Origin of the sequence: Inhella sp., assembly GCF_041912635.1 — a bacterium.
GTDB lineage: Bacteria > Pseudomonadota > Gammaproteobacteria > Burkholderiales > Burkholderiaceae_C > Inhella.
The window spans coordinates 87,543-113,840 of record NZ_JAYRMO010000001.1 but is presented as its reverse complement, the minus strand read 5'-3'; the positions used below and the strand labels follow the sequence as shown (position 1 = coordinate 113,840).

The window sequence follows — 26,298 nt, the reverse complement described above, 5'->3', positions numbered from 1 at the left end:
GCGGACGCGCGGCTGCCAAGGCCGCAGCAGCGGCCGGCGTGGCATAGCGCACACCCGGCCGGGGCCGGGCTTCAGCCGGCGCGGCCCAGGCTCTGCAAGGCCTCGCCGGTCACCCGGCAAATGCGCCAGTCCGGCATCACCGTGGCGCCCATGCGCTCGTAGAAGCGAATGGCGTTGACGTTCCAGTCCAGCACGCTCCACTCGAAGCGGCCATAGCCGCGCTGCACCGCAATCTGCGCCAGGTGCCGCAAGAGCGCCTGGCCCAGGCCGCTGCCGCGCTGGGCCGGTTGCACGTACAAGTCTTCCAAATAGAGCCCGGGCAAGGAGAGGAAGGTGGAGTAATTGGTGAAGAAGAGCGCGAAGCCGACGACCAGGCCCGCGCTTTCGGCCACCACGGCCTCCACCACCGGGCGCTCGCCAAACAGGTGTTCGTGCAGGCGCTCGGGCGAGGTCTGCACCAGGTGGGTCAGTTGCTCGAACTCGGCCAGTTCGCGGATCAGGCCGACGAGGGCGGGCACATCGGCCGGGGCGGCGGGGCGGATGGAGAAGGACATTCAGGCGGCGGCCCAGTGGGCGAGCAGGGATTGATGACGTTGCGACCAGCCGTGCAGATGGTCCACCGTGCCCAGATCGAGCACGCCGTGCAGGAACTCGGCCACCACTTCCTTGGTGGCCTGCTTGATGCGCGGGTTGGCCAGCACGCCGCCAGTGCCGCTGCGGTCGGTGAACACCGAATGCGAGCCGCCCTGGAACACCACCAGGCGCTTGAGCGGGCTGCCGGTGGCCTGGAAGAGCGCGATGCGCTCGGCCGCGGTGCTGTGGTAGCCGGGCACCTGGATCACGTCTTCGGTGGCGGTGATGTGCAGGCTGGGCACGCGGATGGCGGCCAGCGCGCGCTCGGGCTGACTGACGCCGTGCAGCGGCGGCGCCGAGATGAACACCGCGGCGCGCACGCGCGGGTCGGCCAGGGGCTCGGGCTCGCCCGGAATGGCGGCCCCTGCCAGCAGCAGGCTGGTGTTGGCGCCGTAGGAATGGCCGGCCACGGCGATGCGGCGCTCATCCACCAGGCCGGGCTGCTGGGCCAGCAGCTGGTCGAGCGCGAAGCGCAGGTCGTGCGCGCGGGCCCGCGCCTCTTCGGTGCGCGCCGCGGCCTGCAGGCGCCAGGCCAGCTGCAGCAGGTTGCCGCCCCAGAGCCTGCGGTCGCTGCCCACATGCTGCACATGCAGGCTGGCGAAACCCTGGCTGGCCAGATGCTGGCCGATGTACGAGTAGCCGCGCCGCGAACCGCCGATGCCGTGCGAGAACAGCACCAGGGGCAGCGGGCCGGCCGGGGCTTGCGCCGGCAAGTACAGGCGCACCGGCACCTCGCGCTGGCGCGTGGCATCGAGCCAGTCGAACTCTTCGTAGCGCCAGGCCGGTGGCGCCAGCGCCTCCTGCGGTGCCGGTTCCTCACGGGCGCGCAGCGCGCTGCAGGCCAGCAGGCCGCCGGCACCGGCCAACAAGAGCACGCGACGTTTCATCTCAAGCCTCCTGTACCGCCGGTACTGCCTTGCGGCGCAGCCGGCGCATGAACCACTCGACCATGTCGTCCACCCAGGTGTAGACGACCGGCACGATCAGCAAGGAAAGAAAGGTCGAGGTGATCAGGCCGCCGATGACGACGATCGCCATCGGCGCGCGGAAGCTCGGGTCGGTGCCGAAGCCCAGCGCGATGGGCAGCATGCCCGCGCCCATGGCCAGCGTCGTCATGACGATCGGGCGGGCGCGCTTGTGGCAGGCGTCCAGCAGGGCTTCCAGGCGCGTGAGGCCGCGCTCGTCGCGCGCCACGATGGCGTACTCGATCAGCAGGATCGAGTTCTTCGTCGCGATGCCCATCAACATGATCATGCCGATCATGGCCGGCATGGACAGATCGGTGCCGGTGACGAACAGCGCCAGGATGGCGCCGGGGATGGACAGCACCAGGGCCACCAGGATGGTGAGCGGCTGCACCCAGGCGTGGAACAGCAGCACCAGCACGATGTAGATGCAGGCCACGCCGGTGCCCATGGCGAGCAGGAAGCTGGCGCTGAGCTCGGCAAAGGCCTCGGCGTCGCCGGTCACCGTCTTGGTGATGCCGGCGGGCAGGTTCTTCAGCGCGGGCAGCAGGTCGGCCTCGGCCGCCACCTCGCCCAGGGCGCGGCCGTTCAGCTCGATCTCGAAGTTGACGTTGCGCGAGCGGTCGAAGCGGTCGATCTGCGCCGGGCCGCTGGCCAGCTCCAGCTCGGCCACCTGCTGCAGCGCCACCGGCCCCTTGCTACCCGGAACGGTGAGTTGCTTGATCAGGGCCAGGTCCGCGCGGGCACCGTCCGGCAGCTTCACCACCACCGGCACCTGGCGCTCGGCCAGGTTGAGCTTGGGCAGCAGCTGGTCGTAATCCCCCGCGGTGGCGATGCGCAGGGTGTCGGCAATGGCCGCGGTGCTCACACCCAGGTCGGCGGCGCGCGCCGAATCGGGACGCAGCACCAGCTCGGGGCGCTGCAGGCTGGAGCTGCTGGTCACTTGGCCGATGCCCTTGAGCGTGCGCAGTTGCTGCTCCACCTGGGTGGCATGGGCCAGCAGGGCCTCGCCGTCGTCGCCGCTCAGCACCAGGATGTACTTCTCGGCCGAGCCGCCAAAGCCCACATTGATGCGCGCGCCGGTCAGGTCGGAGAGGCGCTCACGCAGGTCCTTCTCGATCATCTGCTTGGTCACGCCGGGGCGGTCCTGGCGCTTGGTCAGGTTGATCGTCAGCGTGGCCTTGCGCACCTCGGGCGCGCCGCTGCCCTGGAAGGGGTCGGAGCCGGCGGCGCCGCCACCGATGGCGGTGTAGATCAGCTTCACATGCGGGTTCGCGGCCACGCGCTGGCGTGCGGCCTCGGCCAATTCCACCGTCTGCTCCAACCGGCTGCCCGGTTCGAGCTGCAGGTAGACCTGGGTTTGCGACAGGTCATCGGGCGGAATGAAGGCGCCCGGAATCGCGCCCATGAAGAGCGGGGCGCAGCTGGCCACGCCGAACACCAGCATGGCCACCAAGGTCTTGCCGCGGTGCTGCAGGCACCACTTGGCCCAGCGCATGTACATCGGCATCCAGAAGGGCTCGGGGTGCGGCTTCTTGGGCTTCCTGAGCATGTAGGCCGCCATCATGGGCGTGAGCATGCGCGCCACCACCAGCGAGAAGAACACCGCCAGCGCCGCCGTCCAGCCGAACTGCACGAAGAACTTGCCCGGCACGCCGCTCATGAAGGCGGTGGGCAGAAAGACCGCGATCAGCGTGAAGGTGGTGGCAATCACCGCCATGCCGATTTCATCCGCCGCCTCCATCGCCGCCTGGAAGGGCGTCTTGCCCATCGTCAAGTGGCGCATGATGTTTTCGATCTCGACGATGGCGTCATCCACCAGGATGCCGATGACCAGCGAGAGCGAGAGCAGGGTCACGATATTGATCGTGAAGCCCATCCAGTGCATCAGCAGGAAGGTCGGGATGGCCGACAGCGGCAAGGCCACGGCCGACACAAAGGTGGCGCGGCCGTCGCGCAGGAACAGCCAGACCACCAGCACCGCCAGCAGCGCGCCCTCGATCAGCAGGCTCATCGAGCCCTGGTAGTTCTCCACCACCGGGTCGACGAAGTTGAAGGCCTCGGTGACGACCAGATCGGGATGCGCCGCCTTCAGCTCGGCCAGCGCGGCGCGCACGCCGTGCATCACTTCCACCTCGCCGGCGCCGCGGGCGCGCGTCACTTCAAAGGCCACCACCGGCTTGCCGTTGACGCGCGCGGCCGAGCGGCGCTCGGCGATGCCGTCGGCCACCGTGGCCACCTGGTCCAGGCGCACACGCCGGCCGTCCATCAGCGGGATTTCCAGCGCCGCCAGCTCCTGGGCGCTCTGCACCGTGGCGATGGCGCGCAGCGATTGCTCGATGCCGCCGATCGTCGAGCGCCCGGCCGGCGCCTCCTGCTGCACCTCCTTCAGGCGGCGCGACACCTCGGCGGCGCTCACACCCAGGGCCAGCATGCGCTCGGGGCTGAGCTCGACCTTGAGCTCGCGCTTGACGCCGCCCACGTTGCCCACCGCGCCAACGCCGCGCACCGAGAGCAGCTTCTTGCTCAGCTCGTTCTCGATGAACCAGGACAGGGCCTCCTCATCGCGCCGCTCCGAGGCCAGGGTGTAGACCAGCACCGGCGAGCCGCTCAGGTCCATCTTGCTGATCACCGGGTCGCGCAGCTCGGCGGGCAGGTCGGAGCGCACGCGCGCCACCGCGTCGCGCACATCGTCCATCGCTTCCTGGGTGGGCTTTTCCAGGCGGAACTCGGCCGCCACGGTGGCCACGCCGTCGTAGACCTTGGTGTAGGTGTGCTTCAGGCCCTGGATGGAAGCGATGCTGTTCTCGATCTTGCGCGCCACCTCGGTCTCCATCTGCGCCGGCGCGGCGCCGGGCAGCTGGGCGGTGACGATGACGGTGGGCAGATCGATGTCGGGGAAGTTCTGGATCTTCATCGCCCGGAAGGCCAGCAGGCCGGCCACCGTCAGCATGATGAAGAGCAGGATCGATGGAACCGGCTTGCGGATCGACCAGGACGAGACGTTGAGCATTTACTTCACCACCTTGACGAGGTCGCCGTCGGCCAGGAAGCCCAGACCTTGCGCGACCACGCTTTCACCCGCCTTCAACCCGGCCTTGATTTCCACGGCCTCGCCCACGCGGCGGCCCAGCTCGACCTTGCGCTGGCGCACGCGCATCTCCTTGTCGACCTGGAACACATACGCAAAGCCGTTGCGCAGCAGCACGGCGCTCTGCGGCAGCGCGATCACCGTGCCGCTCTGCAGCTGGAACTCGCCGCGCGCAAACATGCCGGCGCGCGCTGCGCCAGGCTTGAGCAAGTCCACGTAGACCAGGCCGTTGCGCGTGGCGGGGTCCACCTTGGGCGCCACCACGCGCACCCGGCCTTCCAGGGGCTGGCCGCCGACCGGCGTCAGCGTCACGGCCTGGCCCGGCTTGAGCTGCGCCAGCTCGGGTGCCGGCACCTCGGCCCGCCATTCCAGCCGGCCCTGGCGGATCAGCCGGAACAGCTCTTGCCCCGGCTGGGCCATGGCCCCCGGCAGGGCCTCGCGGGCGGCGATCACGCCGTCATCCGGCGCCAGCACGCGCGTGTGCGAGAGCCGCACTTCGGCCGCACGCAGCTGGGCTTTCAGCGATTCCAGCCGCGCCGCCGCCGCGGCGGCGCTGGCCTGCAGCTGCTCGACCTGCTGGGCCGAAACCGCATCGCCCCCGGCCAGGGCCTGCACGCGCGCGGCCTGCGCCGCGGCGTCGCGCGCCGCCACCTCGGCTTCGCGCAGGCCGGCGCGCGTGGCGGCCAGCTCGGCCTCCAGGGTCTCGCTGGCCAGCTGGGCCAGCAGCTGGCCCTTCTTCACCGCATCGCCCACCTGGGCCTCGACCTTGACCAGGCGCAGCCCGCCGGTCTCGCTGCCCACCGCCACCTCCTGCCAGGCAGCGAGGTTGCCGGTGGCGGAAAGTGTTTGCGGCCAGTTCTGGCTCTGCGCGGCCACCAGCTTGACGTTCAGCGCCGGCTTGGGCGCACCCGCCGGGGCCGGCTGGGCCGGCTGGGCCGCCTGCTGGGCCTGGGCGTTCAGGGAAAGGGCGGCCAGCAGCGCCAGCGCAAGGGCTTGAGTCTTCATGTCGAGCTTTCAGGAATCTTGTTCTTGCGACCAGCCGCCCCCGAGGCGGCGATACAGGGCAATCCAGGCGTTGGAACGCGCCAGTGCCAGTTCGTAGGCGCCCTGCTTGGCGGCGATGAACTGGCGCGCCGCCTGCGCGCGCTCCAGGCCACTGATGAGCCCGGCGCGCGCACGCTGTTCGGCCACCGCGTCCAGGCGCTGCCACTGCGAGATCGCGGCCTGCACGGCGGCCACCTGGGTCTCGCTCTTTTGCACAGTCAGCAGGGCTTCCTCCACCTCGGCCACGGCCTGGCGCCAGCGGGCTTCCAGGGCCGCACGGGCCTCCTGCTCGCGCGCGGCCGCCGCGGCGCTCTGGGCCTTGCGCAGGCCGCCATCGAAGAGCGGCAAGTTCAGGCTGGGGGCGATGGACCAGATGCCGCCCTTGAGGGTCTGGCCGTCCATACGCAGCCGACCCTCGCCCAGCAGCGCGCCCCAGCTGAGCTGCGGGTAGCGCTGCGCTTCGGCGCTGTGCTGCTCGAACACCGCGGCCAGCCATTGCTGGTGGGCGCTGCGCAAGTCCGGCCGCTGCGCCAGCACGGTGGCGGGCACGCCGGGCACGGGGAATTGCGGTGCCTGCGGCAAGGCGGCCTCGCCCAGGCGCTGGGCCAGCGCGGCAGCGTCATCCGCCACCAGCAGGGCCAGGGATTGCAGCCACAGCCCCGGCAGCGCCCGTTGCGTGGCCGCCATGACCTGCGCCTCGGAGAGCTGCACACGCGCCTCGGCCGCCTGTGCCGGTGCCAGCAGGCCCCGCTCGGCGGCTTGGGCAGCGGCACGCTCGATGCGCTCGGCGGCTTCCAGGTCCTGCGCGGCCAGGCCGGCGGCGATCTGCGCCTGCCGGTAGCTCAGGTAGGCCTGGGCCACCTCGGCAGCCAGGCTGACGCGCGCCTCATGCCACTGCGCCTGCGCCGCCTCGGCCAGGGCCTGGCCAGCCTGGGCCTGCGCGCGCTGGGCGCCGAACAGATCCATCTCCCAGCTGGCCTGCAGTTGCGCCACTCCACTGCCCATGGCCTGAAAGCTCGGCAGGGTCTTGGCGCGCTGGGCGCTGGCCTGGGCGTTGAGCTGGGGCGCCAGCAGCGCCCCGGCCGCCTCGCGCTGGGCGCGTGCCTGGCTCAAGCGCGCCAGCGCCTGCGCCAGCTGCGGGTTGCGCTGCTGCGCCTGGGCCTGCAGGGCCAGCAGCTGGGCGTCGCCAAAGGCCTGCCACCAGTCCACCAGGCTGGCGGCCTGGCCGCCATGGGGCAAGGGGGCCAGCCACTGCGCGGGCAGCGGCGGCTTGGGGTCCTGCATCGGCGGCGTCACGGCGCAGGCCGACAGCAGCAGGGCCACGGCCAGCGCGCCCAGTTGGGAAGCGGTTTTCATCGAGTCGTCTTGGGTAAGGAGGTCTTCTTCGACGCGCTTGCCTGGGGCCCTGCGGCGTGGAGCGCACGTTCGTGCGCCACCAGCACCTCAGCCCAGTCCAGCAGGCGCTCGCGGATGCGCTCGAACGCCTGGGGGTCGGCCAGATAGCCCGGCGTCAGCAGCTGCATGAAGGCGCGCGAGAGGCAGTAGTCCTGGGCCATGGCCACCAGGCCATAGCCGAGCTGCAGCACGGTCTCGTCGTCGGGTGCCACGCCGATGTGGCGGGCCAGCAGCGCCGAGAGCGCGCGCTGGTTGGGGCCGATGTATTCCTGGATGGTCTCGGCGTAGACCGTGCTGGGCTTGAGCAGCTCGCGCAGGTGCAGGCGGAGCTCCAACTCCTCGGCAGCCTCGCTCAGGAATGCACCGAAGAAGCGCGCCAGGCCCTCACGCAGGCTCAGTGCCGGGTCGGCAAAGCCTGCGTGCTGGGAGCTCATGACTTCCAGCGGGCGCGCCAGCACGGCGCGATAAAGCCCGTCCTTGTCGCCGAAGTGGTAGTGGATGGCGCCCGGGTTCAGCCCGGCTGCGGTGCAGATCTCGCGTGTGGAGGTTTCGGCAAAGCCCTGTTCGGCGAACAGCACCGAGGCAGCATCCAGCAGGCGCTCGCGCGCGCCCTGTTCCTGGGTCTGGCGTGGCCGGCCCGGGCTCTTGGTCGGACGCGGTTTCGGACTAAGGGTTTTCGACATGGCGGCGCATGCTAGCAAACCATTCAAGCGCTTGCTTGATTTTTTGCGAAAACTCCGCCGGAGTGATGAAGGGGCCAGAAGCGCCAAAGGCCGGACAGTGTCCGGCCTTTGGCATGGAGAGCGGGCGCCTTAGAACAGCTCGACGTCGCTGGCCTTTTCGCTCTCTTCCTGCACATGGCCAGCCACCAGCAACTGCTCGTAGCCATGCACCTGGTTGCGGCCATGGTGCTTGGCGAAGTACACGGCCTTGTCGGCGCGGTCGAAACAGGCGGTGGGGGTGTCCGGGTTGCGGATGCGGGTGTAGCCGATCGAGAGGGTCACACGACCCACCTGCGGGAAGTTGAAGGCCTCGCATTGCTGGCGCAGGCGCTCGAACACCAGCTGCGCGTCGTCGCCCAATTCGCAGCGGATCAACACCACGAACTCCTCGCCGCCGAAACGGTAGAGGCGGTCGTGGTAACGGAAGCAGGTGCGCATCAGGCGCGAGAGCAGCAGCAGCACTTCATCGCCAATCAGGTGGCCGAAGCCATCGTTGACGCGCTTGAAGTGATCGATGTCGATGACGCCGAGCCAGTAGGTGGCATGCACGTCATGGCGGCGATCGCCGACCGCCACCGCGCTGGGCATGGCCGGGGCCTCGCCCAGCAGCTTGAGGAAGCTGGCGTCGAAGGTCTTGCGATTCAGCAGGCCGGTCAGTGAATCGCGCTCCGAGTAATCCAGCAGGCCCTGGAAGTTGTGGAACACGCGCAGGATGGCACTGACGGTGCGCTGTTCGGCCGGGCTCAGGCGGGTGCGGGTGACCACTTCGAGCACACCGTCGCCATCGTGCTCGGACAGCAGCGGGAAATGGCAGGTGAATTCGGAGCGGCTGGCCGATTCGCGCAGTTCACGCCGCTGCAGGCAGGACAGGCGGGCCGGGTATTGATCGAGCGGCGGCAGGCTGGAGAGATCACCGGCCAGGGAATCGGCGGTGGGCACCAGTTCGCCATAGCCCAGGTGCGCGCGCGACATCCAGCGCAGATCCGGCGGCGTGCCGACGGCGCGGTAAATGCTGACGCACAAGGGATTGAGGAGGTCGCGCAGGGCCACGACCAGAGTGACGTCCATGACGTCCCGGTCCTTGTAGCCTGTCAACTCCGCGAGTTGTTCAACGACCTTCGTCATGCCCTGTTTGGCGGGGGGCAGGTGCTGCGCCCTGCCCCTTTCCGATCACGCGACCGCAGTCGCCTTCGAACCAGTGTACTGACGGATCAGACCCTTCAGCACTTCCTCGTCATAGGGCTTGCCCAGGTAGCCCTGCACGCCCAGCGCCTCGGCATATTCACGGTGCTTGGCGGCGATTCGCGAGGTGATCATCACCACCGGCAGCTTGCGTAGACGCTCGTCGGCACGCAGGTTGCGCACCAGGTCGAAGCCATCCATGCGCGGCATCTCGATGTCGGACAGCACCAGATCGGGCAGCTCTTCGCGCGCCAGCTGTTCCATCGCATCCAGACCATCCTTGGCCAGCTGCACGCGGTAGCCCTCACGCTCCAGGAAACGCTGACTGACGCGACGTACGGTCAGCGAATCGTCCACCACCAGGATCAGCGGCGCCAGCACCTCGGCGGCCGCGACCGGTGCAATGACCGGCGCACCGCCCGCATGGGCACGCGCATTGGCCTGGGCACCGTAGCGCTCGGCCAGGGCCACCGGGTTGTAGATCAACGCCACCGAGCCGCTGGCCAGCAGGCTGATGCCCGCCAGACCCGGCACATGGATGAGCTGCGGGCCGAGGTTCTTGACGACCACTTCCTGGTTGCCGACCACCTCGTCCACATGGATAGCGATGCGGTCCGGGCCGGAATGCACCAGCACCACGGCGGCATGCTTGCCGTGCAGCTGCGGGTGGTCGTTGTGCGAGAGCAGGCCGCCCATCCAGTAGATCGGCACTTGCATCTCCTGGCCGCGCATGCCGGCGGTCAGATGCCCCTCGGCATAGGCCTTTTCCAGCTGCGCATTGGGCAGGCGCAGCACGGAGTCGACCAAGCTGGCGGGCACCGCCACCTCGACTTCACCGCAGCGCAGCAGCACCACTTGCGTCAGGGCGGTGGTGAGCGGCACGCGCAGGTCAAACTCGGCACCCTTGCCGGCCTGGCTGCGCGTCAGCACATAGCCGCCCAGGGTGTTGACCTCGGCGCGCACCACGTCCATGCCCACACCGCGGCCGGCCAGCTCGGTCACTTGGCCGGCGGTCGAGAAGCCCGGCGCATAGATCAGCTGCATGAGCTCGTGGTCGGTCGCCTCGCGGCCTTCCGGCAACAGGCCGAGCTTGCCGGCCTTCTCGCGGATGCGGGCGAGGTTCAGGCCGGCACCATCGTCGCTGAAGGCGATCAGCACCTGGTTACCCTCTTGCGAGAGCTTGATGCGGATGGTGCCCATCGGCCCCTTGCCGGCCTTCTCGCGTTCGGCCGGCTGCTCGATGCCGTGCGCCACGCTGTTGCGCAGCAAATGCTCGAAGGCGCCGATCAGACGCTCCAGGACGCCGCGGTCCAGCTCGATGCCGCCGCCCTGCACTTCCAGCTGCACCTGCTTGCCGCCCTCGCGCGCCGCCTGGCGCACCACGCGGTGCAGGCGCTCGGCCAGGGAGTCAAACTCCACCATCCGGCTGCGCAGCAAATCGTCCTGCAGCTCACGCGTCAGGCGCGACTGTGCGGCCAGCTCGTCTTCGCCCTGCGCAACGTTGCGCTGCAACGAGCGCTGCACCGTGGCCACGTCGTTCACCGATTCGGCCAGCATGCGCGTCACTTCCTGGAAGCGCGTGTAGCGGTCGAATTCGAGCGGGTCGAAGTCGGAGCCCAGGGCCTTGGCCTGTTCCTGGCGCGAACTGATCTGCGCCTCCGCCTGCACCTCCAGCTCGCGCAGCTGGGTGCGCAGACGTTCCAGGTTGTCGTCGAGTTCGAGCAGCGCCGTCTTCATCTGCGTCAGCTCGTTCTCCATCCGCGCACGACGGATCGAGACCTCGCCAGCCTGTGCGGCCAGGCGGTCCAGCAGGCTGGAGCGCACGCGCACCATGGCCTGGCCACTGACCAGCGGCGCAGCATCGGCGCTGGAGATCTCGCGGGCCCCCAGACCGGCAAAGCGGTCCCAGTTCACGGCCTCCGGGCCGACGATGAATTCGGGCTCGGGTTCGGGCAGCGGCGGCAGCTCGCGCTCGGACAGGGGAATCGGCGGCGGCGCCACCGGTTCGGGCTCGGCCGGCGGGGGCGGCTCCAGCTCCAGGTCGACCAGATGCTCTTCGAGCAGCAGATCAGGCTCGGCCGCAGGGGCAGCCACCGGCGCCGGTGTCGGCACGGGGGCGGGCTTGGGCTGGCGGAAGGCCAGACGCAGGCGTTCGAATTCGACTTCCAGCTCGTCGCCCCGATCCTGCAGGGGCAGCAGGTCGGCAGCCGCACGGTTGCCGCGGCCCATCAGGCCCTCGACCGCTGATTCCAGGCGGTGCGCCAGTTCACCCAGGCGCATCGCACCGGCCAGGCGCGCACCGCCCTTGAAGGTGTGCAGCGTGCGCATGCAGGCGTCGCCCCGGGCGTCGTCCTGGGCGTGGCCGGTCCAGTCACGCAGACGTGCGTGCAACTGGTGCAGCAGGTCGCTGGCCTCTTCCTCGAAGATCTCCCAGAGTTCGTCGTCGATCTGGTCGGGCTCGCCGCTCAGGTACTCGGCATCATCGGCACGGGCCGACAGCACTGCGGCATGCTCCACCGGCGAGTGGTCGAGCAAGGGCGCCGGTGCGCTGGACTCGCCCAGTGCACCCAGCCCGGTGTCGGGCTCGTCGCGCATTTCGGGCTGGTAAGCCTGCAGGGCCGGCACCAGCTCAGGCGCGGGCTCACGCAGGAAGCCGGCGGCGAACTGATGCAGCAGATGCGCAATCTCTTCCGCCGCACGGCGGAACAGTGCCGCCACCTCGGCATCAAAGACCCGGGCGCGCTGCGCGCGGCCCAGGGCATGCTCCAGCGCACGCGCCAGCACGGACAGCGCCTCGAACCCCACCGTTGCGGCGTTGCCCGCCAGGGCGTGCGCATAGACCTCGGTGTTCGCGGGCGGTGCCTCGTCGGGCTGGGCCGCCCACTCGGCGAGCTCCAGCACCAGGCGGCCGGACTGCTGATCGGCTTCGCCCACGAAGATATCGAACAAGGCGCGCGAGACGCGCAGCGAGCCGATCTGGCGTTCCTCGTCCTCTGCCACTTCGGGCGCAGCAACGGATTCCGCCACAGGCTCGCCGTCTGACTGCGGCTCGGCTTCGGCCTGAACCGAAGACACGGGCGACTCTTCCGGCATGGCGTTCGCCGCTTGCACGGTTTCAATCGGCAGCTCGGTCGGCCAGCCGACCGGCAGTTCGGTCAGCTCGGGCGCCGCGGCAAGCGTCTCACTCGCGTGCACGCCCTCCATCGCCGCCTGGATCAGGGGCTCGTCGGCCGGCATGCGCAGATCCAGCGTCGGTGCGAGCGCCTCGACGTCCGGTGCGCTGGGCGCGGACAGGTCCAGCGTGGGCATATCGGCACTGAGGTCCAGCGTGGGCACATCCGCACTCAGATCCAGCGTCGGCATGTCGGCGCTCAGGTCCAGCGTGCGCATGTCATCGCGCAGATCCAGCGTCGGCTGGTCACCCGACAGGTCGGGTTCGTGTTCCGGTTCGTGCCCGGTGTGCGCCTGCAGCTCGGCAACGCGCAGGTCAAGAGTGGCGGCTTCGGCGGCCAGGTCGGGCAGGGCAGCGTCGGCAGAGGCCTCTGCCGCATGGGTGGGCTCGAGCGCTTCCGCGCCCGCGGCTCCGAAGCTCAGCTCCAGCGGCGCCACGGCCTGCGGTGCGGGCTCGGGTGCGGCTTCGGCAAGACTGATCGCGGCCTCGGGCTCGGCCAGGGTCTGCAGCTCAGGCTCACCCAGATCCAGCTTGAGCTCGAGCGCTGGCAGGGCTTCCGCCGGTTGTGGCTCAGCCGGTGTGGGCAAGCTCAGATCCAGTTCAAAGCCCGCCTCGTCGGCCGGCAGCTCCACCATCTCCGGCACGGGCAAGGCCTCGGCCTGGGGTTCGGCGGGCGCGGGCGTGCCCAGTAGCAGGTCATCGGCACCCAGCTCGAGGGTCTCGACCTCCGGCTCGGGCAGGGTTTCGAGCACCGGGGCAGCGATGGGTTCGACCTCAGCATCACTCAAGCCCAACTCGGCTGGGGCCTCTTCCAGGCTGAAGTCGAGTGTGACGGTCTCGGTCTCGGTCCCCTCCAGCGGCGCGGCTTCCGCAGCCTCGGGCAGCGGGGCCGTCGATTCGAAGTCCAGCTGGAGCTCGGGCGTCAGCGGCGGCACAGGCTCGGCCGCCACGCTGTCCAGGGCAGGTTCGGTGCTGACGAAGCTCGGGGCCACCGGCGCGGCGGCGGGCATCGGCTTGCCCAGGCGCAAGGCGTCGGCGCGCTCGCGCAGGCTCTGTGCGCGACGGGTGCTGCGGCCTTGGGCCGCGACCTCATCGCGCCAGGCGCAAAGTTCTTCCAGCGCATCGGCGCTGAAGCTCAGCAGGCGTTCGCTGGCGGGCTTGCCGTCCGCCAACCAGTCATTGAAGAGTTGCTCGCACGCCCAGGCCGCCTCGCCGAACTCGTTGAGGCCCACCATGCGTGAGCTGCCTTTCAGGGTGTGGAAGCTGCGACGGACTGTCGTCAGCTCACCCTTGTTGGCAGGATCGTCGGCCAGCTGCGCCAAGGCCGCACGCGCGGTCTCAGCCACCTCGGCGGCCTCTTCCAAGAAGATTTCGAGCATCTCTTGGTCGAGGGCTTCCTCGGTTTCCGGCAAGGCAGCACTGGGCGCGGGCTCCGGAGCCGCTGGCGGCGCCACCAGGGCTTCCAGGGCCTCCAGCGCGGTGCTGGCAGGCGCGTCGTCCGCAGCAGATGCGCTGGGCTCCAGGTCCAGGCTGGGCAGTTCCAGCGAACCAAAGTCGAGGCTGGGCGCCTGCAGCGCGGCAGCCGCTTCCTTGGCGGCACTCGCAAGCGCGGGCTGATCGGCGGCGGCGGCCTGCAAGGCCACCTGCTCCAGCGCCTCGCGCTTGGCCTGCGGGTCTTCGCTGGCCATGGCCTCGCGGGCCTGATCCACCAGGCTGGGCAACGCCACCGGCAGCTCGTTCCGTTCACGCTCCACCAGCGCCTTGAGCTCGCCGCTGGCATCGTCGAAGCGGAACATCGACTTGGCCAGCGGGGCCTGCACGCTCAGCATGTCGATCAGGAAGCCGAGCTGACCCAGGTTGGTGGCCAAGCGCTCGAAGATCGCGCGCGGCCCGGGCAAGCTGGGGTCAACCTCGGTGTTGCACAGGCGGTCCACCTCGTCGCGCATGCGCACGCAGGTGATGCCGGCCTGATCCAGGCCGAGCACAGTGAACACGCCGCGCATGGCCTGCAACTGGCTGGGCACGGGGATCAGCTGCTCGCGCCGGCTCGGGTCGCGGAAGTATTCGTCGACCTGGCGCTCAACCTCGGTGAGGCTGTGGCGCAACTCATGCACCACGCTGCCCAGGGTCTGGCGGTCCGCCACGCGGCGGAACAGGTCTTCCATCCAGGGCTCGAGCGAATCCTCGGCCTGACCGGAGGCAGCTGCCTGCACACGCTGGGCCACACGCTGGACCCGCTGGGCCTGTTCGGGCGAATCGAACACGCCGTCATCAAAGATGGCTTCGAGATACAGCAGGGCAGTGGCCATTTCCATGGCCAGGGCCGCGGGCGGGCGCTGCCCGGAACGCAGCGTGAGCACCGCGGCGCGCTGCAGCGTCTGCACCAGCACCTCGGCACCGGGCACCATCTGCTGCAGCGATTCACCCAGGCTGGCAAACGCTTCGTTCATGCTGGCGGCGCGGGCGGCTTCGCCCTCGGCCGCAGCACCCCAGGCCTCCTTAGCCGCCAGCACGCGCTTCTGCGCCTGCAGCACCAGTGCCGGGTCGACCTTGCCCAGACTCTCGTCGCGGTAGTCGCCGCTGAGTGCACCATCCAGGCCGTAGGCCGCCCGCACCGCCTGCAGGTGCGGCGCGCGGCCCTCGGGAGGGTCGCCACTCTGGGCGCAATAGAACAGCAGATCCTGCACCAGGCGATCCGCCGGCTGGGGGTGGCCTTGCAGATGGCTGCGCAGTTGCGCGAGCAGACGAGAACCCAGGCGCTTCACATAAGCGTCGGTGTCCACCTGACCCAGCGCCTGGGCCTCAAAGTGGGCAGCCGCCAACTGCCAGAAGCTGGCCTGCGGTTCACTCGCGAGCGCCGCTGCCAGGCCGATGCACAACTCGGCCAGTTGCGCCGCATGCACGGGCGTGGTCTGACGCATTTGCCGCAGGAGCGCGGTCTCGAATGCCGTCCGCAGCGCGTCCAGCGCCGGCACGGGCTGGCTCAGCTGCGGCGGCGGCAGGGTCTTCCACTCGAAATTGGCCGACCAGAAATCGGCCGGATGCACACGCTCGGCCTGCGCCAGTTCCTGGACCCGCCGGTAGGACGGGAACAGGCCCAGTGGCGAGGCCGGGTTCGCACCCAGGCGGCGCACGATGTAGGTGAGCAGCGCGAAATCGGCGCGCTCAATGGCTTCGACCTCGGCCGCGCCCACGCGCACCTGATCGGCCATGCGCCGCACCAGGCCTTCGTTGGCCACCGCCAAGTTGGCAGCCTCGGGCTGGCCCACCATGCGCAGCACGCCTGCCACCTGGTGCAGTTGCTGCGCCACGGCCCCAAGGCCGGTGCCGAGCTGATTGGCATCGACCTGGCCGGTGGCACTGCGCAGATCAAATTCACGCAGCGTGCGGCGCAGGCTCTTGTGCACGCCCTCAAGCGTGCGCCGGATCTCCTCCTGCACCCAGGCCAGCGGCGTCAGGTCGGCGGAGTCACGGTTTTCCTGGTCGGAGGGAGAGATCATGCGCCGAAGGCCTTAGGCGGCGTTGCCGACCTTGAATCGGGCCACCGAACCCTTCAGGGCTTCGGCGGAACGGGACAGTTCATGCACCATCTTGGCGGTCGAGCGCGTGCCCTCCGAGGTTTGCTCGGTCACCGCGAAGATGTGCTGGATATTGGACGCCACCTCGTTGGCTGACGCCGCTTCTTCCAGCGCACGATTCGAAATGCCGGCCACCATGTCGTTCAGGCGGCGGGCCACCGAGTCAATCTCTTCCAGCGCCTGGCCGGCTGCGTCCGACAGACGCGTACCTTGCACCACCCCGGCGGTCGAGCGCTCCATGGCGGCCACGGCGTCCTGGGTGTCGGTCTGAATCGCCTTCACCAGAGCCGCAATGCGGCGCGTGGCATCGGCCGAGCGTTCGGCCAGGCGCTGCACTTCTTCTGCCACCACCGAGAAGCCGCGACCGGCTTCACCGGCGGAGGCTGCCTGGATGGCTGCGTTCAGGGCCAGCACGTTCGTCTGTTCGGTAATGTCCGAGATCAGTTCCGTGATCTCGCCAATCTCCTGCGACGACTCGCCCAGGCGCTTGATGCGCTTGGAGGTTTCCTGGATCTGATCGCGGATGGCGTTCATACCCTCGCGGTTGTTCTGCATCGCCTGCAGACCCTGCTCGGCGGCTTCACGCGAGTGGCGGGCCACCTGGGCGACGTTCTGGGCTTCGGTGGACACCTCGTTGATTCGGCCGGCCATCTGCAGCACCGCGTCACCGGTGGCGCGAATCTCGTGCAGCTGTTCGGTCGAGGCCGCCAGCAGTTCGGTCGAGGTCTGGTCCACCTGCTGCGTGGTCTCGGTCACGCGGATGGCCGTGCCCTGCACCTGCGACACCAAGTTGCGCAGCTCCTCCACCGTGTAGTTCACCGAGTCGGCGATGGCGCCGGTGATGTCCTCCGTCACCGTCGCCTGTTGAGTCAAGTCGCCGTCGGCCACCGCGGCCAGTTCGTTCATGAGGCGAAGAATGGCGGCCTGGTTGGCGTCGTTGACACGCTTGGCCTCCAGCTCCTGGGCCTGGGCTTGGCGACGCTGCTCTTCAGCGAGCTGGGCGCGGCGCTGCTGGCCGGCGATGTAGAGGCGCAGGAAACCGACCGCACCGTAGACCAGTGCCGCCAGCGAGCCCGCCAGCAGGACGGCCTGCCACCAGGCCAGGCCGCCAGCCTGGTTCAGGCCGTCCACGACCTGCTCCATGCCTTTGCGCAGCGGCTCCGAGTCCTTCAGGATGGCGTTGGCCGCCTCACGCGCAGCCACCAGGCCGGTCAGGTTGGTCAGCACGGCCTTGGCCTGCTGATCGGTGGCCTCGAACTGGGTGAGCAGGGTCTTGAGCTTCTCGCGCAGCTGCGGGTCGCGCGCCGCCGGCAGGTTCAGTTCCTTGGAGCCGCTCAGCAGGCCCTGGGTGATTTCACGGAAGGCGTTCAGATCCTGGCCGAGCAGGAACACCGCCTCGGGGCTCACACCTTCCTGGGTCAGGAATTCACCGGCGCTCTTGCCGATGCGCTGGGTCAGCATCACCAACTGGCCCGAGGCAGCGATTTCGACGGGCGAGGCACCGGACTGCAGCTCCAGCGAGTTGACGGCCTCGGCCGACTCCAGCAGATCGGAAGACTGGCGGTTGATGGTGCGCAGCGAGGTACCCACCTCGGTCAGCACCTTTTCCGTGCCCAGCACCACCTTCACGTTCTTTTCGGCGCGGTCCACCATGGGGAGCAGCGGGTCCAACTGCTCACGCACCGACGACGGCGCGCGCGACAGCGGGCCGCCATCGCCGGTGTGCAGATTGCGCGTCACGCTGGCCAACTTGTCGAGCGATTCACGCAGTTCGGCGAAGGAAGTCGGCGTACCCACCATTGCGGTCGACACCGCTTTGGCAAGACGCTGCGACTGCATCAGGGCCAGACCGGTTTCGCGCACCTGGTCGGAGTTCTTGCCAGCCAGATAGATGTTCGAAAACACCCCCACCAGGGTACCGACCAGACCTGCCGCCACCAGGCCGGTGAACAGGTTCTGCCCACGCAGGCGACGCTGCGGGGTGGCCTGCCCCAAGGGCTCCATGGTGCTGTACTGGGTGGTCTGGCTCGCGCCAGTCTCGGCGAAGCCGCTCATCGCGCTGTCGGCCGGCGCCAGCGTGCTGGGCGGGGCGTCGTGTGTCTGGCTGTCGAGGTGAACGGTTTCATACACGCTGTCGGGTGCGTCCGCCTGCGTGCTGTCGGTGCCGCGGTCGTTCGAAGACTTCATCTTGTCCAGCAGGCTCATCGTTGCCTCGTTCTGCGTGAAAACGGTGGTATTGGGAAAGCGGGATCCGGGGGTCAGACCACGATGTCCAGAAAGGGTTGGAAGCGCGCCAGGGCGTCCAGGTCGAGCACCTGCCAGACCCGGCCCTTGTCGTCGACGCGCTGGTCACTGGCGAAATGCGGGCGCGTGCCGGCGCCTTGCGCGGGAGCGAGCTGTTCTTCACCGCGCAAGCCGAGCAGTTTGTCGACCAGCAGCGCGCAGTTGATGTTCAGCTCGGGGTTGAAGGCCACCAGACGCCCGCCCTGCGTGTCAGCACGGCCCTCGCGCAGACCCAGAAACTGGGCCAGATCCACGATGGTGTGCAACCCGCCGCGCAGATTGGCAACCCCGATCATCCAGGGCTGGGTGTAGGGCACGGTGGTGACGGGCACGGGGGCGAAGATCTCGGCCGCGTGCTGCAGCGGCAGCAGCAAGCCCAGACCGGCGCAATCCACGGCCAGCCAACGCGCCGTCTGCGTCTGCTCGCGCACCGCCTGCAGGCGCTGCGCCAGGCGCGCCTGAAAGTCTCTCAGCGCCTGCTTATTGCTCATGCCCGCTCTCCATCAAGCGGGCGGCGGGACAGCCGGGGAGCGCGCGGAGCGGTCATCAGCCCAGCGCCTTGATCTTGCCGATCAGTTCTTCGGCCTGCACCGGCTTGACGACGTAGTCCTTGGCGCCCTGGCGCAGACCCCAAACCCGGTCGGTTTCCTGGTTCTTGCTGGTGCACATGATCACCGGCACCTTGGCGTAGCGCTCGTCACGGGTGATGGCGCGGGTCAGCTGGAAGCCGTTCTGGCCGGGCATCACGACGTCCATCAGGATCAGGTCGGGCACCTCTTCTTCCAGCCGCTTGAAGGCCTCTTCGCCGTTCTCGGCGGTGCGCACCTTGTAGCCGCGCTTGGTCAGCATGTCGCTGAGGTGGTGCAACTCGGTCTTCGAATCGTCGACCAGCAGGATGTTCTTGATGCTCATGATGGCGCTTCTTATGGGCGGTTCTGATGCTGCTGCACGGCCTGCAGCAGCTGGTCCTTGGTGAAGGGCTTGGTCAGGTAGTCCTGCGAACCCACCATCCGGCCCCGCGCCTTGTCGAACAGGCCGTCCTTGCTGGACAGCATGATGACGGGCACGTCAGAGTACTCGGCATTGCGCTTGATGATGGCGCAGGTCTGGTAGCCGTCAAGTCGGGGCATCAAGATGTCGCAGAAGACCAGGTCCGGTTTGAAGTCGCTGAGTTTCGCCAGCGCATCGAAGCCGTCTTCGGCCAGGACCACCGAATGACCGCCCTGCTTGAGGAAAATTTCCGCACTGCGGCGGATGGTGTTGCTGTCGTCGATGACCAGCACCTTGAGCGGAGTTTCTGCCGACATGGGTATCCCCCTAGGGTTGGCGCCGTGAACCTGGCTTAGATGCGCACCATTTCGAAGTCTTCCTTGCGTGCCCCGCATTCCGGACAGGTCCAGTTCAGGTCCACGTCGGCCCAGCGGGTACCGGCGGGAATGCCATGCTCGGGATCGCCCTCGGCCTCGTCATAGATCCAGCCGCAGATCAGACACATCCAGGTGCAAAGCTCGGTATTCACGCTCGTGTTCAAGTCAAGTCCTCTACGTCATCGCCCCTCGAAAAGGGGCTAACTACAATCGATTCATTCTAGTCACGCTCCTCTAGGGGCCATCGGGGTGGCCCCCCTGGGGAACGCCCGAGGGTACGCGCCCGCTCAAAGCGGCTACAGCGCGTGCGCGGATGGTCCATCTGGGCGCCCTCCTCCCACACCATGAACCCAAATCCTGAGTCGCCCGAAGCCAACCCGGACGAGGACGCCGCGCCCCCCTGCGTGCTGAGCTTCAATGCCAGCGAGCCGACCGGCGCCGCCGGCCTGGGCGCGGACAACGCCGCCATCGCCGCCATGGGCGCGCATGCGCTGCCGGTCGTGACCGGCGTGCTGGTGCGCGACACCGCCGACGTCTTCGAGCACCACGCGCTGGACGATGAGCTGGTGGCCGAGCAGGCGCGTTCGGTGCTGGAAGACATCTCCATCGGCGCCTGGAAGGTCGGCTACCTGGGCAGCGCCGAGACCGTTTCCGCGGTGGCCGAGATCCTGTCCGACTACCCAGAGCTGCCGCTGGTCACCTACCTGGGCAGCACGCCCTGGCTGGATGACGAACAGCAGAGCAGCTACCACGACGCCCTGCGCGAGCTGGTGCTGCCGCAGACTCTGGTGTTGGTGGGCGCGCACGCCGTGCTGACCGAATTCCTGCTGCCCGACTGGGACGGCAGCCGCCCGGCCTCGCCGCGCGAGCTGGCCAATGCGGCCCACAAGCTCGGCGCCGCCCATGTGCTGGTCACCGGCATCAGCCTGCCGAACCAGTTCGTGGACAACGTGCTCGCCGGCCCGCAGGGCCCGATCACCGGCGAGAAGTTCGAGCGCTTCGAGGCCAGCTTCATCGGCGCCGGTGACACGCTCTCGGCCGCCCTGGCCGCCCTGCTCGCGGTAGGCGTTGAGTTGCATGAGGCGGTGGGCGAGGCCCTCGCCTTTCTGGATCAGGCGCTCGACGCCGGCTTCCAGCCCGGCATGGGCCAGGTCATTCCGGATCGCTTCTTCTGGGCCCTGCCCGTGCCCGAGGAAGGCGAGACCGAAGCCGAGACGCCCGAAGACACCCCAGCGAATCAGGCGCCCCCGCGGCGGATGCACTGAACATCGGCGGCCCACGGGCCGCCTTGGCCTTCCGCCGAACCGGAACCCGATATGGACAAGAACCAACAACTGTTTGACCGCGCCGCCGCCGTGATCCCTGGCGGTGTGAATTCCCCCGTACGCGCCTTCCGTGCCGTGGGCGGCACGCCACGCTTCGTGCGCCGCGCCGAGGGCGCCTATTTCTGGGACGCGAACGACCAGCGCTACATCGACTACATCGGCTCCTGGGGCCCGATGATCCTCGGCCACGGCCACCCCAAGGTGCTCGCCGCCGTGCAGAGCGCCGTGCTGGAAGGCTTCAGCTACGGCGCCCCCACGGAACGCGAGATTGAACTGGCCGAGGCCATCATCAGCCTGCTGCCCTCGATCGAGCAGGTGCGCCTGGTCAGCTCCGGCACCGAGGCCGCGATGAGCGCCATCCGCCTGGCGCGCGGTTTCACCGGCCGCAGCCTGATGATCAAGTTCGAGGGCTGCTACCACGGCCATGCGGACAGCCTGCTGGTCAAGGCCGGCTCCGGCTTGGCCACCTTCGGCAACCCCACCAGCGCCGGCGTGCCGGCCGAGGTGGCGCAGCACACCCTGGTGCTGCCCTACAACGATGTCGAAGCGCTGGAGCTCGCCTTCCAGCGCCACGGCGCCGAACTGGCGACCGTCATCATCGAACCGATCGCCGGCAACATGAACTTCGTGCGCGCGTCCGTGCCCTTCATGAAGCGCCTGCGCGAGCTCTGCACCCAGCATGGCGCGCTGCTGATCTTGGACGAGGTGATGACGGGCTTCCGCGTCGCGCTGGGTGGCGCGCAGTCGCTCTACGCGCAGCAGATCCCCGGCTTCGTGCCTGATCTCACGGTGCTGGGCAAGGTCATCGGCGGCGGCATGCCGCTGGCGGCCTTCGGTGGCCGCCGCGACGTGATGGCCAAGCTGGCGCCGCTGGGTGGCGTCTATCAGGCCGGCACGCTGTCGGGTAACCCGGTAGCCACGGCTTGCGGCCTGGCCACCTTGCACGAGATCCGCCAGCCCGGCTTCTACGAAGCGCTGGCCGGCAAGACGCGCCGGCTCGTCGACGGCCTCAAGGCGGTGGCCGCTGAGAAGAAGATCGCCTTCAGCGCCGACTGCGAGGGCGGCATGTTCGGCTTCTTCCTGCTGCCCGAGCTGCCGCAGAACTACCAGGTCGTGATGACGACCGACGGCCCAGCCTTCAACCGCTTCTTCCACGCCATGCTGGACCAGGGCGTGTACTTCGCGCCGGCCCTCTACGAAGCCGGCTTCGTCAGCGCCGCGCACAGCGAGGCCGACATCGACGCCACGCTGGCCGCCGCGGCCCACGCCTGGTCCTGAGCCCTTCCTGAGAGACCGGGGCGCACGCCGCCCCGGCAGTTCCCATGCATCTGCACATCCTCGGCATCTGCGGCACCTTCATGGGTGGCCTGGCCGCGCTGGCGCGCGAGGCTGGCCACAAGGTCACCGGCTGCGACGCCAATGTCTACCCGCCGATGAGCACCCAGCTGCAGCAGCTGGGCATCGAGCTCATCGAGGGCTGGTCGCCCGACCAGCTCGAACTCAAGCCCGATCTGTACGTCGTCGGCAATGTGGTGAGCCGCGGCAATCCGCTCATGGAAGCCATCCTCGACGCCGGCCTGCCCTACACCAGCGGCCCGCAATGGCTGCAGGAGCATGTGCTGCAGGGCCGCCATGTGCTGGCCGTGGCCGGCACGCATGGCAAGACCACCACAACCGCCATGCTGACCTGGATCCTGGAGGCCGCCGGCCTGCAGCCGGGTTATCTGATCGGCGGGGTGCCGCAGAACTTCCCCACCAGTGCACGCCTGGGCGGAGGCAAGGCCTTCGTGATTGAAGCCGATGAATACGACTCGGCCTTCTTCGACAAGCGCAGCAAGTTCGTGCATTACCGGCCGCGGACGGCCATCCTCAACAACCTCGAATACGACCACGCCGACATCTTCCCCGACCTGGCCGCCATCGAGACCCAGTTCCACCACCTGGTGCGCACCGTGCCGGCTTCGGGCAAGCTGATCGTCAACGCGCGCGAGGAGGCGCTGCAGCGCGTGCTGGCCCGCGGCTGCTGGAGTAGCGTGCAGCACTTCGGCGCGCGCAAGGAAGAGCCAGGCATGCTGCGTGCCCGCGGCGAGCCCCATGCCTTTGACGTACTGCGCGGCAGCCTGCGCGTGGCGCGCGTGGAGTGGAACCAATCGGGCGAACACAACCAGCTCAATGCCTTGGCCGCCATTGCTGCGGCCGAGCACCTGGGCGTGGCGCCCGAGGCTGCCGCGGCGGCGCTGAGCCGCTTCGAGGGGGTGCGCCGGCGCATGGAACTGCGCGGCGAGGTGGGCGGCATCAAGGTCTACGACGACTTTGCCCACCACCCCACGGCCATCCGCACCACGGTCGAGGGCCTGCGCCGTCGCATCGCCCCGAACGAGCGGCTGCTGGCGATCTTCGAGCCGCGCTCGAACACCATGAAGCTGGGCACCATGAAGGCGCAGCTGCCCTGGGCGCTGGAGGAGGCCGACCAAAGCTTCTGCCACCAGGGCGGCCTGAGCTGGGATGCCCGCGCCGCCCTGGCCCCGCTGGGCGACAAGGCCCTGGTGGCCGAGGACATCGACAGCCTGGTGCGCCAGGTGCTGAAGGTGGCGCGGCCGGGCGACCATCTGCTGTGCATGAGCAATGGCGGTTTTGGCGGCATTCACGACAAGCTATTGCAAGGCTTGGCCGCCCGGGCCTGAAGGTCTGAGGGGCGGCATTCACGACAAGCTCCTCTTCAAAGCTTGGCCGCCCGGGCCTGAAGGCCGCGCACAGATCACGCACCCCCAATGAAAAAGGGCCGGCAATGCCGGCCCTTTGCTTTGGCGACCCCGCTCGCACGGGGCTTTCACGCGATCAGACGCGTGACATCGACGCGCGCAGCGCTTCGGTCAGCGCCGACAGGGACTCGGCCACATGGGCGCGAGTCTCGACGGAGCCGCCCTTGGCGGACGCGGCCTTCAGATCGGCCTGCAGCTGCGTGGCATGCCAGCGCACCAGGGCCAGGGCGTCGGCCGGCAGCGGGCCGCCCTTGGTCAGCAGCGTCGTCAAGCGCTTCAGGTGCTCGCGCTGCAGATTGCGGCGCAGGCGCTCGATCTCGGCACCCGACTTGAGCTCGCTCCACACGGCGCCCTGGATGCTGCCGTAGACCTCGGCCAGGCTGATCGCGCCCTTGCGGTCCTTCTCGGCCAGATAGCCGGGCAGGTCGAGCAGGCGCTTGGCCGTGGCCGGGCTCATCAGGCGGTCGAGTGCGCCGAGCTGCAGGCGCGCCACGGCGCCACCGATATCGGCCAGGCCGCCGCGGTCCCACTCGTTGTAGTCCACGCGTAGGTTGCTGATGAACTCGGGCTTGAAGCGGAAGCTGTCGGCACTGAACAGGCCGCTGGTCAGCGACTTCAGGGCCTCGCGCTGCTTGGCGGGTGCGATCGGCTGGAAGGCCGGACGACCGGTGGTGCCAGGCAGGTCACGCAGGGCCGTCATGCCACCCACGTACTTGGCGGCCGACTCGGCGCCCCGGCCCAGTTGCTGGAAGCCCGAGAGCAGCACGCGGCGGGCGCGCAGCGGGTCGTCGCCCGGCTTGAAGCCGCGGTCCTGCACGCGGTCCCACAGCTCCTTGCTCAGCGCCAGGCGCTTGGTGAAGTAAGCCAGCGGGTCGTCGCCCAGGTCGAAACGGTTGGCCAGCGGGTCCATGCCGTCGTACGGGCCGCCCACACCGGCGTCCATGTCATCGGCGTAGATCAGCTGCGGCTCGGTCGAGCGCGAGGCGATCTTGGCCAGCTCGGCCTTTTCGGCGGCCGGGTCGATCGGCTTGTAGGCGTACTCGATCGCCCAGTAGTCGTAGGGGCCCAGGGTGGTGTTGTTGAAGGAGCCGGTCTTCTCGCCCTTCAGCGGCACGTTGTAGGCGTTGTAGTCCATCACCGAGGCGGAGATGCCGTTGGCCTCGGTGAAGGCCTTGTCCTGCAGCTGGGTGCGCGTCACCGCCGTCGAGGCCTTGAAGTTGTGCTTCAGGCCGAGGGTGTGACCCACCTCATGCATGATGACGTCCTTGATGACCGAGTTCACGAAGGCCTCGGCCTCGGGGCTGTCCGGGGCGATGTCGCCGCGAGCCTCGAGGATGTCCATCGCGAAATTCATCTCGGCGCTGGCTTCGTGCGCGTAATTGCACTGGGCGGCGAAGCGGTTGCCTTCCTTCCAGCCCTGGGTCAGCGCAGCGAGCTTGCTTTCGCTCGACTGCCCTTGCGTCAGCACGTCTTCCACCAGGAAGCGGCGCGAACCACGGGCGAACACATCGCTCATGCCGATGTCGGCATCGAGGATTTCGCCAGTACGCGGGTCGGTGTGGCTGGGGCCGATGGCAAAGCCGACGTCGGCGCCGACGAACCAGCGGATCGAGGCGTGGGCGGCGTCCATGTTGTCCCAGTCCGCATCGTCAGGCTGCTGCTTGGCCACGACGGCGTTCTTGAAACCGATCTTCTCAAAGGCTTTGTTCCACTCCAGGATGCCGGCCTCGACCGCCTTGCGGTAGCGCGCCGGAATGTTCTTGTCCATCCAGTAGACGATCGGCTGCTTGGGCTCGCTCAGCGCGGCGCTGGGATCCTTCTTTTCCAGGCGCCAGCGGTTCAGCAGGTGCACCCGGTTGTTCGGGTTCACGTCCGAATCCAGATCGACGTAGGACTCCATGAAGTGGCCCAGGCGCGGATCGATGTGACGGACCGCGGCGGGTTCATCAGGCAGGGCGCGGAAGTTGTAGACATAGTCCACGAAGAAGCTGCGCGGATCCGGCACGGACTGCGGCGGTGTGGGCATGGGCACCGGCGTGGGCATCAGCGGCGGGGCCGGGATGCGCGCAGTGGCGAAGTGCATGCGGCCGGTCAGCGTGGCCAGTTGAGCTTCGGCGCGCGTGGCGGCGAAGCTGGAGTTGGACTTGTCCAGGCTGTAAGGCAGGCGGTAGGCGTATTCCAGGCGCGTGCTGTAGCCGGGGATGTCGGACAGCAGGAAGCTGGCATCCACCAGGAAGCTCTTGCGCTCGGGGTGGTCGGCGCTGGCCACGCTGGTGGCGCCGATCAGGCTGGGCGAGAAGGCCTGGGCCACCGATTCCTTGCCCTCACCCTTGGCGCGGAACTTGTTGTTGACGGCGATCAGCTGCAGCTGGCGACCGACCAGGCGGAACTCGGCCATGGTGTCCGGGCCCATCTGGCTGGCGTACATGCCGCGCTCGCCGATCGAGTTGGCGATGTTGACGGTGAACAAGAAGGGCTTGTTCAGCATCGCACGCGGGATTTCGAGCAGGACCTTCTCGTCCTTCTTCCAGATGCTGAACAGGCCTTCCTGGCTCTTGAAATCCTTGGAGATCTCGGCGAAGGGCTTGAGCGCGGTCGGGTCCGCCGGGGGGCGGGGCGCGGCGGCGGCGGCCGGAGCGGAGGCACCGCCATTGGGCGTGGCCGGCGGGGTCTGCGCCTGGGCTTGGCCCAGGCTCAGCAGCGCCAGGCTCAGGGCCGAAAGAGCCCAACGCGGGGCGGACTTCAGCTTGGTGTTCATCGAGGGGGTGTCCTTGGTCAT

Annotated in this window: 17 protein-coding genes; 3 read left to right on the top strand and 14 right to left on the bottom strand. The window is 68.7% G+C overall.

The genetic code is table 11. From position 1 onward, the window contains the following. Positions 1 to 71: 71 nt before the first annotated feature. The 13 genes from ACE3QP_RS00550 to ACE3QP_RS00490 all read right to left on the bottom strand — a co-directional run bounded on the left by ACE3QP_RS00550 (position 72) and on the right by ACE3QP_RS00490 (position 19,560). Positions 72 to 554, bottom strand: a complete 483-nt coding sequence (locus ACE3QP_RS00550) for an N-acetyltransferase family protein (protein WP_374432713.1) — start codon at positions 552 to 554, stop codon at positions 72 to 74. After that, entirely contained in the window at positions 555 to 1,520 is a 966-nt protein-coding gene (locus tag ACE3QP_RS00545) for an alpha/beta hydrolase family protein (protein ID WP_374432712.1), read from the bottom strand. 1 nt (position 1,521) lies between these two features. After that, on the bottom strand, positions 1,522 to 4,611 hold the full coding sequence (locus ACE3QP_RS00540; RefSeq protein WP_374432711.1) for an efflux RND transporter permease subunit: 3,090 nt from the start codon (positions 4,609 to 4,611) through the stop codon (positions 1,522 to 1,524). Beyond that, entirely contained in the window at positions 4,612 to 5,694 is a 1,083-nt protein-coding gene (locus ACE3QP_RS00535; RefSeq protein WP_374432710.1) for an efflux RND transporter periplasmic adaptor subunit, read from the bottom strand. 9 nt (positions 5,695 to 5,703) lie between these two features. Continuing rightward, on the bottom strand, positions 5,704 to 7,089 hold the full coding sequence (locus tag ACE3QP_RS00530; protein WP_374432709.1) for an efflux transporter outer membrane subunit: 1,386 nt from the start codon (positions 7,087 to 7,089) through the stop codon (positions 5,704 to 5,706). Continuing rightward, positions 7,086 to 7,811, bottom strand: a complete 726-nt coding sequence (locus ACE3QP_RS00525; protein ID WP_374432708.1) for a TetR/AcrR family transcriptional regulator — start codon at positions 7,809 to 7,811, stop codon at positions 7,086 to 7,088. The genes ACE3QP_RS00530 and ACE3QP_RS00525 overlap by 4 nt, the downstream gene beginning before the upstream one ends. A gap of 129 nt (positions 7,812 to 7,940) precedes the next feature. Further along, positions 7,941 to 8,975, bottom strand: a complete 1,035-nt coding sequence (locus ACE3QP_RS00520; RefSeq protein WP_374432707.1) for a GGDEF domain-containing protein — start codon at positions 8,973 to 8,975, stop codon at positions 7,941 to 7,943. Between the two features lie 45 nt (positions 8,976 to 9,020). Beyond that, complete coding sequence (locus ACE3QP_RS00515) at positions 9,021 to 15,704, bottom strand: Hpt domain-containing protein (protein ID WP_374432706.1); 6,684 nt, start codon at positions 15,702 to 15,704, stop codon at positions 9,021 to 9,023. A 12-nt stretch (positions 15,705 to 15,716) separates the two neighbouring features. After that, positions 15,717 to 17,987 (bottom strand): methyl-accepting chemotaxis protein, encoded by a 2,271-nt coding sequence (locus ACE3QP_RS00510; protein WP_374432705.1) that lies wholly within the window; start codon positions 17,985 to 17,987, stop codon positions 15,717 to 15,719. A 53-nt stretch (positions 17,988 to 18,040) separates the two neighbouring features. Then, positions 18,041 to 18,556 carry a chemotaxis protein CheW gene (locus ACE3QP_RS00505; protein WP_374432704.1) on the bottom strand — a complete coding sequence of 172 codons (516 nt, stop codon included), beginning with the start codon at positions 18,554 to 18,556 and terminating at the stop codon, positions 18,041 to 18,043. A gap of 55 nt (positions 18,557 to 18,611) precedes the next feature. Next, on the bottom strand, positions 18,612 to 18,977 hold the full coding sequence (locus ACE3QP_RS00500) for a PleD family two-component system response regulator (RefSeq protein WP_232351904.1): 366 nt from the start codon (positions 18,975 to 18,977) through the stop codon (positions 18,612 to 18,614). 11 nt (positions 18,978 to 18,988) lie between these two features. Next, positions 18,989 to 19,372, bottom strand: a complete 384-nt coding sequence (locus ACE3QP_RS00495) for a PleD family two-component system response regulator (RefSeq protein WP_198111368.1) — start codon at positions 19,370 to 19,372, stop codon at positions 18,989 to 18,991. A gap of 35 nt (positions 19,373 to 19,407) precedes the next feature. Continuing rightward, entirely contained in the window at positions 19,408 to 19,560 is a 153-nt protein-coding gene (locus tag ACE3QP_RS00490; RefSeq protein ID WP_198111467.1) for a rubredoxin, read from the bottom strand. Positions 19,561 to 19,776: 216 nt separating this feature from the next. Here ACE3QP_RS00490 and ACE3QP_RS00485 point away from each other — a divergent pair, with 216 nt between their 5' ends. The 3 genes from ACE3QP_RS00485 to mpl are packed head-to-tail and all read left to right on the top strand — an operon-like array spanning position 19,777 to position 23,441. Then, on the top strand, positions 19,777 to 20,697 hold the full coding sequence (locus ACE3QP_RS00485; RefSeq protein ID WP_374432703.1) for a hydroxymethylpyrimidine/phosphomethylpyrimidine kinase: 921 nt from the start codon (positions 19,777 to 19,779) through the stop codon (positions 20,695 to 20,697). 51 nt (positions 20,698 to 20,748) lie between these two features. Continuing rightward, positions 20,749 to 22,035 (top strand): glutamate-1-semialdehyde 2,1-aminomutase, encoded by a 1,287-nt coding sequence (gene hemL, locus ACE3QP_RS00480; protein WP_374432702.1) that lies wholly within the window; start codon positions 20,749 to 20,751, stop codon positions 22,033 to 22,035. Positions 22,036 to 22,079: 44 nt separating this feature from the next. After that, a complete protein-coding gene (mpl, locus tag ACE3QP_RS00475) occupies positions 22,080 to 23,441 on the top strand; it encodes a UDP-N-acetylmuramate:L-alanyl-gamma-D-glutamyl-meso-diaminopimelate ligase (RefSeq protein ID WP_374432701.1) in 1,362 nt (453 codons plus the stop codon). A gap of 154 nt (positions 23,442 to 23,595) precedes the next feature. Here the strand turns inward: mpl and ACE3QP_RS00470 are convergent, their stop codons facing one another. Further along, entirely contained in the window at positions 23,596 to 26,277 is a 2,682-nt protein-coding gene (locus ACE3QP_RS00470; protein ID WP_374432699.1) for a zinc-dependent metalloprotease, read from the bottom strand. Positions 26,278 to 26,298: the final 21 nt, after the last annotated feature.